16 protein-coding genes are annotated in these 17,372 nt (G+C 61.6%); 7 read left to right on the top strand and 9 right to left on the bottom strand.

Annotated features, from left to right (window positions below; genetic code table 11):
* Positions 1-6: 6 nt before the first annotated feature.
* The 3 genes from QOM10_RS03305 to QOM10_RS03315 form a co-directional block, all read right to left on the bottom strand.
* Positions 7-1,563 carry a collagen-like triple helix repeat-containing protein gene (locus QOM10_RS03305; protein WP_316917562.1) on the bottom strand — a complete coding sequence of 519 codons (1,557 nt, stop codon included), beginning with the start codon at positions 1,561-1,563 and terminating at the stop codon, positions 7-9.
* 299 nt (positions 1,564-1,862) lie between these two features.
* On the bottom strand, positions 1,863-2,717 hold the full coding sequence (locus tag QOM10_RS03310) for a MaoC family dehydratase (RefSeq protein ID WP_127925710.1): 855 nt from the start codon (positions 2,715-2,717) through the stop codon (positions 1,863-1,865).
* Between the two features lie 3 nt (positions 2,718-2,720).
* On the bottom strand, positions 2,721-4,073 hold the full coding sequence (locus QOM10_RS03315; RefSeq protein ID WP_127925711.1) for a 3-oxoacyl-ACP reductase: 1,353 nt from the start codon (positions 4,071-4,073) through the stop codon (positions 2,721-2,723).
* A 257-nt stretch (positions 4,074-4,330) separates the two neighbouring features.
* Here QOM10_RS03315 and QOM10_RS03320 point away from each other — a divergent pair, with 257 nt between their 5' ends.
* The 3 genes from QOM10_RS03320 to QOM10_RS03330 all read left to right on the top strand — a co-directional run bounded on the left by QOM10_RS03320 (position 4,331) and on the right by QOM10_RS03330 (position 8,538).
* On the top strand, positions 4,331-5,608 hold the full coding sequence (locus QOM10_RS03320; RefSeq protein ID WP_316917563.1) for an acetyl-CoA C-acetyltransferase: 1,278 nt from the start codon (positions 4,331-4,333) through the stop codon (positions 5,606-5,608).
* 483 nt (positions 5,609-6,091) lie between these two features.
* Positions 6,092-6,988 (top strand): PA4780 family RIO1-like protein kinase, encoded by an 897-nt coding sequence (locus QOM10_RS03325; RefSeq protein ID WP_007914672.1) that lies wholly within the window; start codon positions 6,092-6,094, stop codon positions 6,986-6,988.
* Positions 6,989-7,329: 341 nt separating this feature from the next.
* Positions 7,330-8,538: an MFS transporter gene (locus QOM10_RS03330; RefSeq protein ID WP_316917564.1), complete on the top strand. Its 1,209-nt coding sequence runs from the start codon at positions 7,330-7,332 to the stop codon at positions 8,536-8,538.
* Here the strand turns inward: QOM10_RS03330 and cueR are convergent.
* The 3 genes from cueR to QOM10_RS03350 form a co-directional block, all read right to left on the bottom strand.
* A complete protein-coding gene (gene cueR / locus QOM10_RS03335) occupies positions 8,492-8,905 on the bottom strand; it encodes a Cu(I)-responsive transcriptional regulator (RefSeq protein ID WP_025111722.1) in 414 nt (137 codons plus the stop codon). The genes QOM10_RS03330 and cueR overlap by 47 nt on opposite strands.
* A complete protein-coding gene (cueA, locus tag QOM10_RS03340; protein ID WP_316917565.1) occupies positions 8,902-11,295 on the bottom strand; it encodes a copper resistance metal-translocating P1-type ATPase CueA in 2,394 nt (797 codons plus the stop codon). The genes cueR and cueA overlap by 4 nt, the downstream gene beginning before the upstream one ends.
* A gap of 194 nt (positions 11,296-11,489) precedes the next feature.
* Positions 11,490-11,873 carry a hypothetical protein gene (locus QOM10_RS03350; protein WP_093430287.1) on the bottom strand — a complete coding sequence of 128 codons (384 nt, stop codon included), beginning with the start codon at positions 11,871-11,873 and terminating at the stop codon, positions 11,490-11,492.
* A gap of 147 nt (positions 11,874-12,020) precedes the next feature.
* On the opposite strand from QOM10_RS03350, the gene QOM10_RS03355 reads away from it, so the two are divergent.
* Complete coding sequence (locus QOM10_RS03355) at positions 12,021-12,218, top strand: cation transporter (protein WP_316917566.1); 198 nt, start codon at positions 12,021-12,023, stop codon at positions 12,216-12,218.
* 89 nt (positions 12,219-12,307) lie between these two features.
* On the top strand, positions 12,308-13,510 hold the full coding sequence (locus tag QOM10_RS03360) for a multidrug effflux MFS transporter (protein ID WP_316917567.1): 1,203 nt from the start codon (positions 12,308-12,310) through the stop codon (positions 13,508-13,510).
* 6 nt (positions 13,511-13,516) lie between these two features.
* On the opposite strand, the gene QOM10_RS03365 is transcribed toward QOM10_RS03360, so the two are convergent.
* The 3 genes from QOM10_RS03365 to QOM10_RS03375 form a co-directional block, all read right to left on the bottom strand.
* A complete protein-coding gene (locus QOM10_RS03365; RefSeq protein WP_007914687.1) occupies positions 13,517-13,690 on the bottom strand; it encodes a hypothetical protein in 174 nt (57 codons plus the stop codon).
* Between the two features lie 160 nt (positions 13,691-13,850).
* A complete protein-coding gene (locus tag QOM10_RS03370; protein WP_316917568.1) occupies positions 13,851-14,864 on the bottom strand; it encodes a zinc-binding alcohol dehydrogenase family protein in 1,014 nt (337 codons plus the stop codon).
* Between the two features lie 32 nt (positions 14,865-14,896).
* Positions 14,897-15,190 carry a putative quinol monooxygenase gene (locus QOM10_RS03375; protein ID WP_160038110.1) on the bottom strand — a complete coding sequence of 98 codons (294 nt, stop codon included), beginning with the start codon at positions 15,188-15,190 and terminating at the stop codon, positions 14,897-14,899.
* Positions 15,191-15,309: 119 nt separating this feature from the next.
* Here QOM10_RS03375 and QOM10_RS03380 point away from each other — a divergent pair, with 119 nt between their 5' ends.
* Both QOM10_RS03380 and QOM10_RS03385 read left to right on the top strand, forming a co-directional pair.
* Positions 15,310-16,239: a LysR family transcriptional regulator gene (locus tag QOM10_RS03380; RefSeq protein ID WP_127925719.1), complete on the top strand. Its 930-nt coding sequence runs from the start codon at positions 15,310-15,312 to the stop codon at positions 16,237-16,239.
* A 317-nt stretch (positions 16,240-16,556) separates the two neighbouring features.
* The gene (locus QOM10_RS03385; protein WP_127925720.1) at positions 16,557-17,291 is read left to right on the top strand and encodes an ArsR/SmtB family transcription factor; all 735 of its coding nucleotides are present in this window, start codon (positions 16,557-16,559) and stop codon (positions 17,289-17,291) included.
* The last annotated feature ends 81 nt before the right edge of the window (positions 17,292-17,372 follow it).

Raw genomic sequence — 17,372 nt, forward strand, 5'->3', positions numbered from 1 at the left:
TGCAATTTAGCGTGTGTTGCCTCCCAGGGCGCCGGTCAGACCGCCGAGTACGCCGCCCAGACTGCCTCCGGTGGTGCCCCCGCTGGTACCGCCGTTGACCAGTCCGCCGACAGCGGCAACGGTGCCGCCGACGTTAGTGACCAGACCACCGACCGCGGTGGTGACCGGGTTGTTGGTCGCGGCAATGCTGCCGCCGATACTGCTGACCGCACCGCCCACCTGGCCAGTGAGACCTGCAACGGGGGAACCGATACCGGTAGCCGCGCCGAGTTGCTGAGTCACGTTGGTAACGCCACTGGTGACCGGATTCAGACTAGTGCCCAAGGTGGCGCCAACTGTGGCCAGCGGTGAGGTAGTTGCGGTGATCGGGGTGCCGGATCCGCCGAGTACAGTGTTAAGCGAAGCCACCGTGTTGCCAGCCGCTGCGAGGACGTTGCCAGGCGCTGCGAGAGTGCCGTTGCCAGCCGCCAGACCTGAGCCGACATTGACCACCGCGCCGCCAACCGTTTGCAGCAGGCCAGTGCCACCGAGGCCACCGCCCACGCCGCCAGTGCCTGAACCGGTGCCGTTGGACACCAGACCACCGGCCTTGGCGACTGCGGTGCCGGTATCGCTCAACGCGCCGCCAAGTGTATTGGTCAAGGCGTTGCCGTTACCCGCATCGGTAACATTGCCGCCCAGTGTGTTCACCGCGCCACCGACTTGCGCCACCACGCCTTTGAGCGGGTCGCCGAGACCGGTCGCATCGCCGACTTTGTCAGTGGTGCTTTCAACCATCGCAATCACCGGCACCAGGCTACTGCCGAGTTTGTTCGTCAGTTGACTGGTCGGGCCGCTGGTCAGCGTGGTGTCGAGGGTATTGCCGAGCATGGTGACTTTCTCGCCGACCCCATCAAGCAGCGGTGCGACTTTGGTGACCACACCGCCCACCACTGGCACGCTGCTGGTGGCAGTGGACAGCTTGGCGCTGAGGTCGGAGACGCCGTTGCCGACATCCGTCACTACACCGCCAACCGAAGCAACGGTGGTGGTCAGGCCGTTGGGATCGGTGGCCAGTTTGCCAACGCCATCGGTGATGCCATCACCCAAGGTGCTGACAACATTGCCTGCGGTGTTGGCCGCACTCTGCACCACGCCACCGACCACAGGCACGGTGCTCAGGGAATCGCCGATCTGGCCAACGCCATCGCCGACGCCAGCGATGGTTGTACCGACATCCTGCACCAGCGTGGTGGTTACCAGCGGTGTAGTGGTTGGATTGGTCGGGTTGGTTGGATCAGTCGGATCGGTCGGATTAGTCGGGTTGGTCGGATCGGTACCACCGGTTCCGCCAGTACCGCCTGTGCCACCGGTTCCGCCAGTGCCTGCAGTATCACCGGTGCCACCCGTGCCACCCGTACCGTCAGTACCCGATGTGCCGCCAGTCCCTGCGGTGCCGTCCGCCGCCGAACTGCCGGAACTGCTCTTGTGACCGCCACCGCCGCTGCTGCAACCAGCGAGGCCAAGAGAGAGCATCAATGCGATAACAATTGCTGATTTGCACCACACGTTTTGAGTTTTCATGATGGAGATTCCTTGCACCTGTCACAACGTACGTTGTCTTCGATGGCTCGCCGGTCTGTCGCCGGAGATGCCTTCGCCCGTTGTGCTCAATCTCAGTCCCGGGGCAGGTTTCACACCATTCTCAAGTTGGTATTAACGCCTTTATATAGAGGGTGAAGTTCAGCGCCTAAGAACTAATACCCACGATATAGCCGCACAAAAAAAGGCCTTGATAATCAAGGCCCGGATTTTTTTAGTGGAAGGGGGAAGGACGGCGAAAACTTAAGTTATATACACACAATTAACGGTGTACCGCGTGCTCAGGCAATGGGTTGCCACTGCCCGACCATGTGTTCCAGGTCTTGTGCACCGATCAGCCGCAACTCACCACTGGACCCCGCCGCACTCGCCAATAAGGTCACCTCACTGGGCAGGCGTACCGGTTTGCGAAAGTGCACGGCGATCTCGAGGTTGGCCTTGGGCAAATGATCGCTCAGTGCCGCGAGTGTGCGTGCCTTGTTCCACAGACCATGGGCGATCGCTGTCGGAAAGCCGAACAACCTGGCACTCGCCGCACTCAAGTGAATCGGGTTGTAGTCTCCGGAGACTTTGGCGTATTGCCGCCCGATATCGGCCGGGGCTTTCCAGCGCGCCACCTCCACCAGCGATTGCGAGGGTTCCCAGTCTTGTTCGACAGCTTCGCCCTCAAGCTTCACGCCGCGACAGAGCATCTGGCTTTCGGCTTCCCACAACGGCCCGAGCTGATCATCCAGCGTGGTCAGCAGATCGAACGTTGCACCTTTGGGATGCGCTTGCAGATTTGTCACGCGCACGCTCACTTGCGCCCGACCGATGCCGCCCATCGGGCGCAACACGCGAATGCGGTTGCTCAGATGAATCAACCCCAGCAGCGGAAACGGAAACCCCTTGGCGGTGAGCAATTGCATCTGCAAGGCGAAGGCGAGGATGTGCGGATAGGTCGGTGGCAGCAGGCCGTCATCGACAAAACCGCAGACCTTGCGATAAGCCGCCAGGCGCTTGCCATCGACATCGACCCAACAGCGCAAACCACTGTCGGGCAACCGGGTGCCGGTGATTTTCCGTCGCGTCGCCGCCCGCGCGTACAGCCCGGGCAGATTCGGTTCGCGATCCAGCGTGTGCCATTCGATGCTCATTGCCTAAGCCCCCAGAACACTTTGTCCACAGACCCGCAGCGCCTGCCCGGTGAACGCGCCGGTGCCCGGTTGCGCCAGCCACGCGACCGCTTCGGCAACGTCCTGCGGCAAGCCGCCCTGGCCCAGCGAACTCATGCGCCGCCCGGCCTCGCGCAGACCGAACGGGATGTGTGCGGTCATCTGCGTTTCGATAAAACCGGGAGCGACGGCGTTGATGCTGATGCCACGTTCCAGCAACGTCGGAGCCCAGGCTTGCGCCAGCCCGATCAAACCGGCCTTGCTCGCGGCGTAGTTGGTTTGCCCGCGATTGCCGGCGATGCCGCTGATCGAGGCCAGCAGAATCACCCGCGCGTTGTCGAGCAACGTACCGCTGTCGAGCAGGGCTTTGGTCAACACTTGCGGGGCATTGAGGTTGACCGCCAGCACCGCGTCCCAGAACTCCGGCGTCATGTTGGCCAGGGTTTTGTCGCGGGTGATGCCGGCGTTGTGCACCAGAATGTCGAGGCCGTCGGGCAGCTGTTCGATCAGTTGCGTGGCGGCGTCTTCGGCGCAGATATCGAGGGTGATGGCGCGCCCGCCGAGGCGCGCGGCGAGGGCTTCCAGATCAGTCTTGGCCGGTGGTACATCGAGCAGGATCACGTCGGCGCCATCGCGGGCCAGCGTTTCGGCAATGGACGCGCCGATGCCACGCGCAGCCCCGGTGACCAACGCCTTGCGCCCGGCCAGCGGGCGTGTCCAGTCAGTCACTGGCGTCGCGCAAGCCGTCAGACGAATCACTTGCCCAGAGACGAAGGCACTTTTCGGCGAAAGGAAAAACCGCAGCGGACCTTCCAGTTGATCTTCCGCGCCGTCGCCGACGTAGATCAATTGCAGCGTGCCGCCGCTGCGCAGTTCTTTGGCCAGCGAACGGGAAAACCCTTCCAGCGCTCGTTGCGCACTGGCGGCAAACGGATCACTCAGGGTTTCCGGGGCACGACCGAGAATCACCAGATGCGCGCTGTGCTCAAGGTTTTTCATTAGTGGCTGGAAGAATTCGCGCAGCTGTTTGAGCTGATCGGTGTGCAGCAATTCGCTGGCGTCGAACACCACGGCTTTGAGTTTCGGCCCGTGACCGGGAATCCATTCGGTGGCGCTCGCCGGTTGTTCGCCGTAGCGGTAGATGCCGTCGGTCAAACGGTTGGCGAAGGCACTGATGCGCTCGGCCAGCGGCCCGCCGCCGATCAGCAGCGCACCTTCCACCGGCCGCAGGCGCCCGGCCTGCCAGCGTTCCAGTCGCACCGGCGACGGCAGACCCAGCGCCCCGACCAGACGATGGCCGATGGACGAGTTGGCGAAGTCGATATAGCGGTCAGACATGGAACGCTCTCCAGAAGTTGGGGTTCAAAGTGTGGACTGTCGATGGCAATCAATCGTTCGATTCACGCAATAAGGCCTACGCTAGACACTGAGGTTTAGCAGGTCTTGCAGAGGAGCGCGGTACTTGTGGGAGCGAGCCTGCTCGCGAAAGCGATCTGTCAGCCACCGAAGATGCTGAATGTGCCGGCGTTTTCGCGAGCAGGCTCGCTCCCACAGGGGAACGCATCAAATTCGATCAATTTGAAAAGGAGTTATTCATGAGTCAGCTGCGCCGCGTCGCGATCATTGGCGGTAACCGCATCCCCTTCGCCCGTTCCAACGGGCCGTACGCCACGGCCAGCAATCAGGCGATGCTCACCGCAGCCCTCGAAGGCCTGATCGAACGCTACAACCTGCACGGCCAGCGCATCGGCGAAGTGGTGGCAGGCGCGGTACTGAAATTGTCACGAGATATGAGTCTGACCCGTGAATGCGTGCTCGGCTCGCGTCTGTCTCCGGCGACGCCGGCCTACGACATTCAGCAAGCCTGCGGCACCGGCCTGGAGGCGGCGATCCTGGTGGCGAACAAAATCGCCCTCGGCCAGATCGAAAGCGGTATCGCTGGCGGTGTCGACACCACCTCGGACGCCCCGATCAGTGTCAGCGAAGGTCTGCGCAGAATCCTCCTGCAAGCCAACCGCGCCAAGACCACCGGCGACAAGCTGAAAACCTTTCTGCAACTGCGGCCCAAACATCTGATTCCGGATTTCCCAAGCATCGGCGAACCACGCACTGGTCTGTCGATGGGTCAGCACTGTGAATTGATGGCGCAGGCCTGGCAGATCCCCCGTGAAGAGCAGGATCAACTGACCCTCGAAAGCCACCACAAACTCGCCGCGTCCTACAGCGAAGGCTGGCACAACGACCTGATGACGCCGTTCCTTGGCCTGACCCGCGACAACAACCTGCGCCCGGACCTGACCCTGGAAAAACTCGCGGCGCTGAAACCGGCCTTCGAAAAAAGCGCGAAAGGTACGCTGACGGCGGGCAACTCCACGCCGCTGACTGATGGTGCCTCGGTGGTGCTGCTCGGCAGCGAAGAATGGGCGAAGGAACGTGGTTTGCCGATTCTCGCGTATCTGCGCGATGGCGAAGCGGCGGCAGTGGATTTCGTCAACGGCGCCGAAGGGCTGCTGATGGCGCCGGTCTACGCCGTGCCACGGTTGCTGGCGCGCAATGGGCTGACCTTGCAGGATTTCGACTATTACGAAATACATGAGGCATTCGCCGCGCAGCTGCTGTGTACGTTGAAAGCCTGGGAAGATCCCGAATACTGCAAAACCCGACTGGGCCTCGACGCACCGCTGGGCTCGATAGATCGCAGCCGACTCAATGTGAAGGGTAGTTCGCTGGCGGCCGGGCATCCGTTTGCCGCGACTGGCGGGCGTATCGTCGCCAATTTGGCAAAGCTGCTGGATGCGGCGGGCAAGGGCCGGGGCCTGATTTCGATTTGCGCCGCGGGCGGGCAGGGCGTTACCGCCATCATCGAACGCTAGAAGAGCCCCTCACCCTAATCCTCTCCCAAAGGGAGAGGGGACAGATTGGGGGATGTTTGAGGGATACGCCGACCTGAACGTGCTTCACCGAATCCATAATCGACGGTGTTTCAGTCAGATGGTTAGCCCAATCCATAATCGACGTGTTTCAGTCAGATGTTTATTCCAATCCATGATCGACGCGGTATTTCAGGTCGATGTATAACGCCAGACACCTCGGTCGGCTCCCTCTCCCTCGGGGAGAGGGCTGGGGTGAGGGTAAAAGGGCTAAAACCGCAAATGTCAGATTCTGTCGCAAATGCCCTCAACGGCCGATACCAACATTCAAGGGCGGCTCAGCTATGATTCGCAGCGGTCGATTTTTCGGCACAGTGTGTGCATTCACAGGTTCACAGGTCGGCAACCCCTCCCCGTTGTGCGAGGATTGCCGTATAACGAGTGACATTCGCGTGTTTGGTAATAAAGGACCCACAATAAAAGCTGATGAAGACTCCAAAACGCATTGAACCCCTGATCGAGGACGGTCTGGTCGACGAAGTGCTGCGCCCACTGATGAGTGGTAAAGAAGCAGCTGTTTATGTGGTGCGCTGCGGCAATCAGTTACGTTGCGCAAAGGTCTACAAGGAGGCGAACAAACGCAGTTTCCGCCAGGCGGCCGAGTATCAGGAAGGCCGCAAGGTCCGCAACAGCCGACAGGCTCGGGCGATGGCGAAAGGCTCCAAGTTCGGTCGCAAAGAGACCGAAGATGCCTGGCAGAACGCCGAAGTGGCGGCACTGTTCCGTCTGGCCGGCGCCGGGGTGCGGGTACCAAAACCGTATGACTTCCTCGACGGCGTGCTGTTGATGGAGCTGGTGGCCGACGAATTCGGCGATGCCGCGCCGCGTCTGAACGACGTGGTGCTGGAGCCGGATCAGGCGCGCGAGTATCACGCGTTCCTGATTTCGCAGATCGTGCTGATGTTGTGTACCGGTCTGGTGCACGGTGACCTTTCGGAGTTCAACGTGCTGCTGACGCCGACCGGCCCGGTCATCATCGACCTGCCGCAAGCCGTCGACGCAGCCGGTAACAACCACGCGTTCAGCATGCTGGAGCGGGATGTCGGCAACATGGCTTCCTACTTCGGTCGCTTTGCGCCGGAGTTGAAACTGACCAAGTACGCCAAGGAAATGTGGGCGCTGTACGAAGCCGGCACCTTGCACCCGAACAGTGTGCTGACCGGTGAGTTCGATGATCCGGAAGACCTGGCCGATGTTGGCGGGGTGTTGCGCGAGATCGAAGCGGCGCGCCTCGACGAGGAACGCAAGCAGGCCATCCGCGCGGCGGACGATGAGCCGAAAGGCAAGTCTGACGAACCGCCTCCACCACCGTGGATGCAGTGATTGCTTGATGAGAAACCCGGCTTCGGCCGGGTTTTTTTTTGAATCAGAATCCCTAGAAGCCCCTCACCCCAGCCCTCCCGAAACGTCGGACCGCCCAGAGGGAGAGGGGGCCGACCGAGGTGTCTGGCGTATTTCATCGACCTGAAATACCGGGTCGATTATGGAATGGGCTACCGCGTTGATTATGGATTCGATACAGCACGTTCAGGTCGGCGAACCTCTGAAGCATCCCCCAATCAGTCCCCTCTCCCCCTGGGAGAGGGTTAGGGTGAGGGCCTCTTTCGGATCAACGCAATTTCGCGTCTACTGTCCACCGCTCCAGCCACACTCAAGGACTGAATGTGACCACCCCGCGCAACACCCACCTGATCGTCACCGCTCGACTGATCTCCGATTTCGGCGCCTTCCTCAACATGGTCGCGCTGGCCACCTACGTCTACCTGCTGAGCAACAGCGCCATGAGCGTCGGGATCTTTCTCGCCAGTCGCGTCGGCGGGGGGATTTTTGCCAGTCTGATCGGCACCGCGTTTTACCGTCGCTGCAGTGGGCGCGCACCGTTGATCGCCTTCGACCTGCTGCGCGCCAGTGTGCTCGGTCTGTTATTGATTGTGCCCGTCAGCCAGCAAGCCATGCTGTTGCCGGTGATAGCGTTTGGTCTGGGCCTGGGCAACTCGATGTTTGCAATCGGTCTCAACAGTCAGTTGCCGCGTCTGATCCCCGCCGAGCAATTGCTCAAGGCCAACGCCTGGATCACTTCGGCGTCTTCAGCGGCCATGGTCGGCGGCAGTCTGGTTTCAGGTTTGCTGGTCGCGGGTTTTGGTTTTGAAACAGTGTTCGCCCTGAATGCACTGACCTATTTGCTGGCAGCGTTGTTGATCGTGCCGCTGCGTTTCGAACCCGCAACAGTCAACGAAGCACCCGAACGCGGCGAATGGACCGCACTCAAGCAAGGTCTGCGTTCGGCACCGGTGATTGCCGCGATGCTGGCGGTGACCATGGCCGATACCTTGGGCAGCGCCGCGCACAACGTCGGCTTTCCGATCATCTCCAAACTGCTCACGCCAGAGTCGGCGAGCACCACACTGGGCCTGATGCTGGCGGTGTGGGCCAGCGGCAAACTGCTGGGCGCGCGAATCGCCAGCCGTCTCAAAGGCTCGGACAACATCCACCTCGAACGACGGTTTTTCTTCGGTGTGGCGCTGATGTCCTGCGGCTTTATCCTGATGTTCCAGCAACACAGCCTCTACGGTCTGCTGCTGTTTTCCTTGCCGGCGGGGTTGGGAGACGGTTTGTCAGAAGTCGGGCTGATGTCGCGCCTGCAACGCGAACCCGAGCAGTTGCGCCTGCCGATTTTCAGCGTGCTGACCCTGTTGCAGATGAGCGGATTCGGCATCGGCATGCTCATCGCCGCGCCGTTCTACGGGTGGTGGACGCCGGGTGCCGTGGTCATGCTGTTCCACGGCATTCCCCTCGGCACATTGCTCACGGTGAAAGTGCTCGCCCTCAAGCGCGGGCGGGTTGCGCGCAGCAGCCCGACGCCAGCTCCTTGAGGATCGGGCAATCCGGGCGATGGTCGCCGTTGCAGTGCTCGACCAGATCCTGCAGGGTGTCGCGCAGTTCGCCGAGTTCGCGGATCTTCTGATTCAACTCGTCGATGTGCTGGCGCGCCAATGCTTTCACATCGGCGCTGGCACGCTGGCGATCCTGCCAGAGGGTCAGCAGTTTGCCGACCTCTTCCAGCGAAAAGCCCAAGTCCCGCGAGCGCTTGATGAAGGCCAGCGTGTGCAGGTCGTCGTCGCCGTAGACCCGATAACCGCTGTCGGTGCGATGGGCCGCCTTGAGCAGGCCAATCGACTCGTAATAACGGATCATTTTCGCGCTCAGGCCACTGTGTCTGGCCGCTTGGCCGATGTTCATCGGTGTTCCTCCAGATCCTTGGGTTTCCAGGTTTTCAACAGTAGCGCATTGCTCACCACGCTGACGCTCGACAGCGCCATGGCCGCACCGGCCAGTACCGGGTTGAGGAAGCCGAACGCTGCCAGCGGAATGCCGATCAGGTTGTAGACGAAGGCCCAGAACAGGTTCTGACGGATCTTCGCGTAGGTCTTGCGGCTGATTTCCAGCGCCGCCGGCACCAGCCGTGGATCACCACGCATCAGCGTGATACCCGCCGCGTGCATGGCCACGTCAGTGCCGCCGCCCATGGCGATGCCGATGTCGGCCGCGGCGAGCGCCGGGGCGTCGTTGATGCCGTCGCCGACCATGGCGACTACGCCGGTTTTTTTCAGCTCGGTGACGGTGGCGGCTTTGTCCGCTGGCAGCACTTCGGCGTGGACATTGCTGATGCCCAAGGCCTCGGCGACCACGCGAGCGCTGCCGCGATTGTCGCCGGTCAGCAGATGGCTATGGATATCGCGTGCAGCGAGTTGTTGCACGGCTTCCAATGCCCCGGGTTTCAAGGTGTCACCGAAGGCGAACAAACCAAGCACTTTCGGTTCCGGACTTTGCTCGATCAGCCATGACAGGGTGCGGCCTTCGGTTTCCCAGGCTTGGGCGGATTCGCCCAGATTACCGGCGCTCAAAGCGCTTTCCTCCAGCAACCGGCGATTGCCCAGCGCCAGGCGCCGGCCGTCGAGATTGCCGGCGATGCCGCGACCAGTGAGCGACTGGCTGGCGCTGACATCCGGTACGTGCAGGCCTCGTTCCGCTGCGGCATCGAGCACCGCTTTGGCCAACGGGTGTTCGCTGCCGCGTTGCAGCGCGCCGGCCAGTTTCAGCAGAGTGTTTTCGTCACCATCGACTGCTGTGAAATGGGCGATACGCGGCGTGCCGGAGGTCAGCGTACCGGTCTTGTCGAACACCACGCTGCTGACTTCATGGGCGCGTTCCAGCGCTTCAGCATCCTTGATCAGAATGCCGTGACGCGCGGCCACGCCGGTGCCGGCCATGATCGCGGTCGGCGTGGCGAGGCCCAGTGCACACGGGCAGGCGATGACCAGAACCGCGACCGCATTGATCAACGCGGTTTCGAGCGGTGCGCCGTAGAGCCACCAGCCGATCAGTGTCGCCAAGGCAATCAGCAACACGGTTGGCACAAAGATCTGGCTGACTTTATCCACCAGTTTCTGGATCGGTGCCTTGGCCGCCTGGGCGTCTTCGACCAGACGAATGATCCGCGCCAGTACGGTTTCGGCGCCGAGCGCCTGAGTGCGCACCAGCAAACGCCCTTCGCCATTGATCGCGCCGCCGGTGACTTTGTCACCCGGTTGTTTCGGCACCGGCAAGCTTTCGCCGCTGATCAATGCTTCGTCGGCGTGGCTCTGGCCTTCGATGACTTCACCATCGACCGGGAAACGTTCGCCGGGTTTGACCAGCACCAGATCGTTCAGGCGCAACGCGCTGATGGCGACATCCTGCTCGCGACCGTCGATCACTTGAATGGCCCGTTCCGGGCGTAACGCCTCGAGGGCGCGGATGGCACTGGCGGTCTGACGTTTGGCGCGGCTCTCCAGGTATTTGCCGAGCAGCACCAACGCGATGACCACCGCCGACGCTTCGAAATACAGATGCGGCATGCGCCCGGCAGCGGTGGCCCATTCATAGAGGCTCAAGCCGTAACCGGCACTGGTGCCGAGGGCGACCAGCAAGTCCATGTTGCCTGCTCCCGCCCGCACGGCTTTCCACGCGGCGACATAGAAACGTGCACCGAAAACAAACTGCACCGGCGTGGCGAGGGCGAATTGCGCCCAGGCCGGGAGCATCCAGTGGATGCCAAACGGTTGCAGCAACATCGGCGCCACCAGCGGCAGAGCCAGGGCGATCGCGCAGATCAGTGCCCAGCGTTCATGTTTCAGGCGCTGTTGTTGGTTATCGGTTTGTGGGTGTTCGGCTTGCCAGACGCTGGCCGAGTAGCCGGCCTTGGTGACGGCTTCGAGCAGGGTTTGCGGATCGACCTGACCGAGCAATTGGAGGTGGGCGCGTTCGTTGGCCAGGTTGACGCTGACGCTTTTCACTCCCGGCACTTTGTTCAGGGCGCGCTCGACGCGACCGACGCAGGAGGCGCAGGTCATGCCTTCGATATTCAATTCGATAGTCTGCTGCGGGACGCTGTAACCGGCGCGCTGAACTGCGTCCATCAAGGCCGGCAGACTGCCGCCGGGTGCCTGCACACGGGCCTGCTCGGTGGCGAGATTGACGCTCACGGCACTGGCGCCGCTGACTTTGCTCAACGCCCGCTCGACACGGCCGGCGCAACTGGCGCAGGTCATGCCGGCAATCGGCAGATCGAACGTGATGGAATCGGACATCGGTCGTACTCCCTGTAGTAGATGCCTACAAGGATCAACCTTGCCATGCGGGCAAGGTCAAGCGCCATTCTTTGACTCGCCGCAAAACAAACTGTGGGAGCGAGCCTGCTCGCGAAAGCGGCGGGTCAGTCAACATCATCGCTGAATGACCCGCCGTATTCGCGAGCAGGCTCGCTCCCACAATTGGGATTTGCTTAGTATTCGAGATCGGCGCGCTTCAGATAGACGCCTTCGGAATTCATCGCCAAGCGATACTTCAGCACATCACCGGCATGCAATTTGATCTCCTGCGAACCCGGCGCGAGCATCCCCGGGTTGCAACCGGCGACTTGTCCCGGCAGCAACTTCAAGCGTAGCGAAACAGTGCCCGGCGGCAGGTTGAAGGAAATGCTTTGCTCCTGCAGCAACCGCGCCGAGAGCTGATCCTGGATGTACACGCCGATCTCGCAGGAGGTCGACACTTCCAGACGCTCACGGGAAATGATCAGCACCGCATAGTCCTCGCCAGCGGCTTGCACTTGAGGAACGGCGGCAAAGAGGCTGAGAAAGCCAAACAGGCTGAAAGCTGACCAGCGCATGGCTGAATCTCCTGAATCGAGTCATTGATGTACGCAGCTTGGCCGAGCGCGGCGCCGATTGCCAGCCCGGCAGTTTATTGAAGAACTTGACCTTGCCATCGTGGCAAGCTCGAAACTGCCGGCAACCTCACTCAAAGGAGTCATTCCATGCAAGTGTTCAACGTTCAAGGCATGTCCTGCGGCCATTGCGTCAAAGCCATCACCAACGCTCTGCAGGTCAAGGATCCGGCGGTCAGCGTGCGGGTCGATCTGGCGGCGAAAGAGGTGGGCGTCGAGAGCGCGTTGACCAGCGATCAGGTCATCGAGGCAATCAGCGAAGAAGGCTACGCGGTGAAACTCGTCTGAAGTTTTATAGTTAGCGAGCTATCGGAATGTTCAAGGCGTCCGGGCGCGGCTAGACTGTCGGGCTGCCGACTTGCCAACCTGGATGCCTGATGAACCTCCGTACCATTCTGATCCTCGGTGCCTTGACCGCCTTCGGGCCCTTGGCGATCGACTTCTATTTACCTGCATTTCCCTCGATGGCGCTGGCGTTCGGCACCGACGAGAAACATGTACAGATGACGCTGGCGGCGTATTTCGCCGGATTGTCGATTGGCCAACTGCTTTACGGCCCCGTGGCGGATCGCTTTGGCCGCCGTATTCCGCTGCTCGTAGGGCTCACGCTGTTCACCTTGGCATCGCTGGCCTGCGCCTATGCGCCGAACCTCGAATGGCTGATCGGTGCGCGTTTTGTCCAAGCGTTGGGCGGTTGCGCGGGGATGGTGATTTCCCGGGCGGTGGTCAGCGACAAATGCGACGCGGTCGGCTCGGCGAAGGTCTTCTCGCAATTGATGCTGGTGATGGGCCTGGCGCCGATTCTGGCGCCAATGCTCGGCGGTCTGTTGGTCAACACCACGGGTTGGCAGTCGATCTTCCTGGTGTTGACCGGGTTCAGCGCGCTGGCCGGTTTGGCCGTGGCGCTGGGGCTGCCGGAAAGTATGCCAGCGCACATGCCGCGCCAGCCGTTGTCCGGCGCCCTGCGCCAGTACGGGCGCTTGCTCAAGGATCGGGTTTACCTCGGTCATGCCCTGACCGGTGGCATCGCCATCGCCGGGATGTTCGCTTACATCGCCGGCTCGCCGTTTATCTTCATCAAGCTGTATGGCGTGCCGGCCGAGCATTTCGGCTGGTTGTTCGGCACCAACGCGGCGGGCTTCATTCTGGTGGCGCAGGTCAACGCGCGGATGTTGGCCAAGCGCGGCCCGGCGTTCCTGCTGTCGCGGGCGGTGTGGGTTTACTTCGGCGCCGGGCTGGCGTTGCTCGCGGTCAGCGCAATGCACACCGAATCCTTGTGGCCGCTGCTGATTCCACTGTTCATCTGCGTATCGAGCCTGGGTTGCATCAGCCCGAACGCCGCTGCTTGCGCGATGAACGGGCAGGGCGCACGCGCCGGCAGTGCGTCGGCACTGCTCGGCTGCATGCAATTCAGCGTCGCCGCCGGGGCTTCGGCGCTGGTAGGGGTGTTGCACGACGGCACCGCCGTGCCGATGGCAATAGTCATCAGCGTGTGCGGTTTGCTGGTGGTGTGCGTGGCGCTAATCACCCGCCGTCTGCAGAACGCCCGGGCACTGGCGCAAGCTCAGGCCGAGGCATAAATAACCTCAGCCGGCGGCGCGCTGCTGGCTGCGATCGGGAATCTGATGGGGCGCGCAAAGTCGCGCTTCGAGGGTGCGGGTGAAGGCCAATGCTTCGGCTTCACTGCGGAATGTCACGGCGTGTTGGTCCAGACGAACCTGCCATTGAGACTTTGCCACTTCTTTTATCAGGATCTTCATTGCTGACCTCCCTTGCGTAAAAGATGTATCGCAGAGGCTTCGATTGTAGACCTGAATACGATCGCAATTGTGACAACGGTCAAGCATCGGACTGACGGCAAAAAACAGCGCAGCCCCGCCGACCGCTCTAGGTTCGGCGAAGGCTGCGCTGTGCGGTTTTTTAGAAACCTTCTAAAACAATTTTTCCCTTGGCTTTGCCACTTTCCAGCAACTCATGGGCGCGGCGCAGGTTCGCCGCATTGATCGTGCCGAAATGCTCGCCCACCGTGGTCTTCAACGTCCCCGCATCAATCAGCTCGGCCACGCGGTTGAGCAGTTTGTGCTGTTCGATCATGTCCGGCGTCTCGAACAGCGAACGGGTGTACATGAACTCCCAGTGCAGCGACAGGCTCTTGCGCTTGAGTTTGCTGATGTCCAGCGACTTCGGATCGTCGATCAGTGCCAGTTTGCCTTGCGGCGCCAGCGCTTCGACCAGTTGATCGAGGTGCTGGTCGGTCTGGGTCAGGCTGGCGACGTGGGTCACGCTGTCGATCCCGGCGCGTTTGAGCTCTTCGCTCAGCGGTTGGCTGTGATCGATGACCAGGTCGGCGCCCAGTTCTTGGACCCAATCGCGGGTCTGCTCGCGGGACGCAGTGCCGATGACCTTCAGGCCGGTCAGTTTTTTGGCCAGTTGGGTCAGGATCGAGCCCACCCCGCCAGCCGCACCGACGATCAGCAGGCGCTGGTCTTCATTGTTTTTGCCTTCGCGGATCTGCAGGCGTTCGAAGAGCAATTCCCACGCGGTGATCGCGGTCAGCGGCAGCGCGGCGGCTTCGGCGAAACCGAGCGACTTGGGCATGTGGCCGACGATGCGCTCATCGACCACGTGCAGCTCACTGTTGCCGCCGGAACGGGCGATGGAGCCGGCGTAGAAGACTTTGTCGCCAGCCTTGAACAATGTCACTTCGCTGCCGACTGCCTTGACCACACCGGCAACGTCCCAGCCCAATACTTTCGCTGCACCGTTTTCCGGCGCCACGTTCTGCCGCACTTTGGTGTCGACCGGATTCACCGAAATGGCTTTGACTTCCACCAGCAGGTCGCGCGGGCCGGCGACCGGTTCTGGCAGCTCGATGTCTTGCAGGGATTGGGCGTCGCTGATCGGCAGGGAAGTGTAATAGGCGATGGCTTTCATGAGTGGCTCCGTACAGGTAATAGAAGAAGGAATCAGGCAATCGCGCCGAGGCGCTTGAGCTGGAAATGTTCGATGGTGTCGCCGGCGCTGGCCTGGAAGTGTCGAAAGTGCGCGCTGTTGTTGTGCGCCTCAAGAATCGCTTCACTGGCCCAGTGTTCGATCACATAAAAAACCTGCGGGTCGGCGAGGTCGCGGTGCAAGTCATATTGGCTGCAACCGTCTTCGGCGCGGCTCGGCTCAACCAGTGCGCGCAGGCCCTGTTCGAGACGATCCTGCTGGCCGGGTCTGGCGATCAGGGTGGCGATGGCGGTGAATGGCTGGGACATGCTCGGCTCCAGAGAAGCGGGATGAATTCGATAGAGAGATGATTGGCTATTTCTCTGCGAGATAAAACCGGCTAAAAGAGCAGTCTCTTTCAATATTTTTTTGATAATCGAGGCTGACCATGTTGCGTTTCGATGACTTGCAGTTGTTTGTCCGGGCGGCGGATCTGGGCAGTCTGTCGGCGGCGGCGCGGGTGATGGACATGTCCGCCGCCGTGGCCAGCGCGGCATTGAAGCGGATCGAACAGCAATTGGGCGCACGCTTGCTGGCGCGTTCGACCCGCAGCCTGCGCCTGACCGCCGAGGGCGAAGGCTTTCTCGAATACGCGCGGGCGGCGCTGAGTAATCTTGATGAAGGTCGGCGTTTGCTCGCCAGCGGCCAGGATCAGGTCAGCGGGGTCTTGCAGTTGTCGGCGCCTTCGGACTTTGGCCGCAACCTGTTGCTGCCGTGGCTCGATGAGTTCCAGCGCGAGCACCCGAAGCTGACCGTGCGTTTGCTGCTTGGCGACCGCATCGCCGATCTGTTTCGGCAACCGGTGGACATCGCCTTGCGCTATGGCGAGCCGGAAGACTCAAGCCTGGTCGCCTTACCCATCGCCCCGCACAACCGCCGCGTGCTGTGCGCTTCCCCGGCGTATCTGGCCCGGCACGGCGAACCGCGCCAGCTCGAACAGCTGGCCCAGCACAACTGCCTGCTTTACATGCTCGGCAGCCGGGTGCATGACCACTGGAGTTTTCACGACGGCAAACGTGAAGTCGGTCTGACCGTCAGTGGTGACCGTTTCAGCGACGACGCTGACGTCGTGCGCCTGTGGGCGGTGGCCGGTGCCGGGATTGCCTACAAATCGTGGCTGGACGTCGGCGCCGATGTGCTCGCTGGCAGGCTCAAAGTGCTGTTGCCGGAGCTGCTCTGTGAGCGCGCACCGCTGAATCTGTTGTGCGCCCATCGCGCCCAATTGAGTAAGCCGGTGAACCTTCTGAGGGAAATGCTCGCCAGCCGATGCGCTGATTTGAGTAGTCAATTTCCCGTTTTTCCCAAAGATGATCATTAGTCGCAGGTAAATAGAGAAATTTCTGTCAGGAACAATCACCACCTGTGCAGGCCCCGGCGCGGGACGCGGGAGCTAACCCGCTTATACTAGCGCCCGCCTCACGCCAGCACCGACACCCCGGCCCGGAGACCCTCGCACCGCGTCGCCAGTCTTCGAGTGACGGTCGCGCAACTGCTGCGGGTTCTGTGCCGGAGCAGGCTGCGTCAGTAGCTTGCCTCGCCCCGGTTCATGGCGATTTTCGCGTCTTGGCCGATGACTCATTACCGGCCAAGATGTCTCCGAGCAGTAGACGATACGATTCAACAGGGAGTGAACACATGGAACATGCACCTTGCATCAGCCAGATCGCCACGTTGCTGGCCGACCCCAAGCGCAGCGCGATGATGTGGGCGTTGATGGATGGCTCGGCCCGGCAAACCGAGGAGCTTGCGCTACTGACAGGGCTGTCGCCATCGTCGGCTAGCGCGCATCTGGCGCGGCTATCCACGGGTGGTCTGTTGAAGGTCGAAGTCCGTGGTCGCAAACGGTTTTTCCGTCTCTCGGCACCGGAAGTCGGTGCTGCGATAGAAGCATTGGCCAGCGCCACCATCGCCAGTGCTCCACGGGACATTCCCGAGGTGTTCAAGCGCGCCACCCCCATGGCCAAGCCGCAAACTGCGCCGTCCTCGCTGCTGCGCGCGCGTTTTTGCGATGACCACCTGGGCGGTACGCTGGCCGCCGATCTGTACCAGCGGCTGCTGGATGCCGGCTGGATCGAACAACTTGAACAACGCGTCGTGGTGACTCTCAAGGGGGCGAAATTGCTGGCCGGCCGTGGCGTGTTCATCCAGGCGCTGGCCCATCGCAATGTGCAAGTGGCGTGCGCTTGTCCGGACTGGAGCGAGCGTCGCCCGCACATGGGTGGCTCGCTCGGTGCGGCGTTGTTGCAGTTGTTCATGCAGTCCGGCTGGCTGACCCTGCCCAACGACTCTCGGGCCTTGCAATTGACGGCTACCGGCCAACGGGAGCTGCATCGTTTCGCCAAGGAAACCGAGCTGGAAATGGCGTTGTAGAGCTCTCGCATTCGACGCCTGGCAAGCACCGGTGCTTCTGGCGTCGTCCACGACTGCGAACAGGTCGCATCCAGCACGAAC

It is taken from the genome of Pseudomonas sp. P108 (genome assembly GCF_032613195.1).
In the GTDB taxonomy this organism is placed as follows: Bacteria; Pseudomonadota; Gammaproteobacteria; order Pseudomonadales; family Pseudomonadaceae; genus Aquipseudomonas.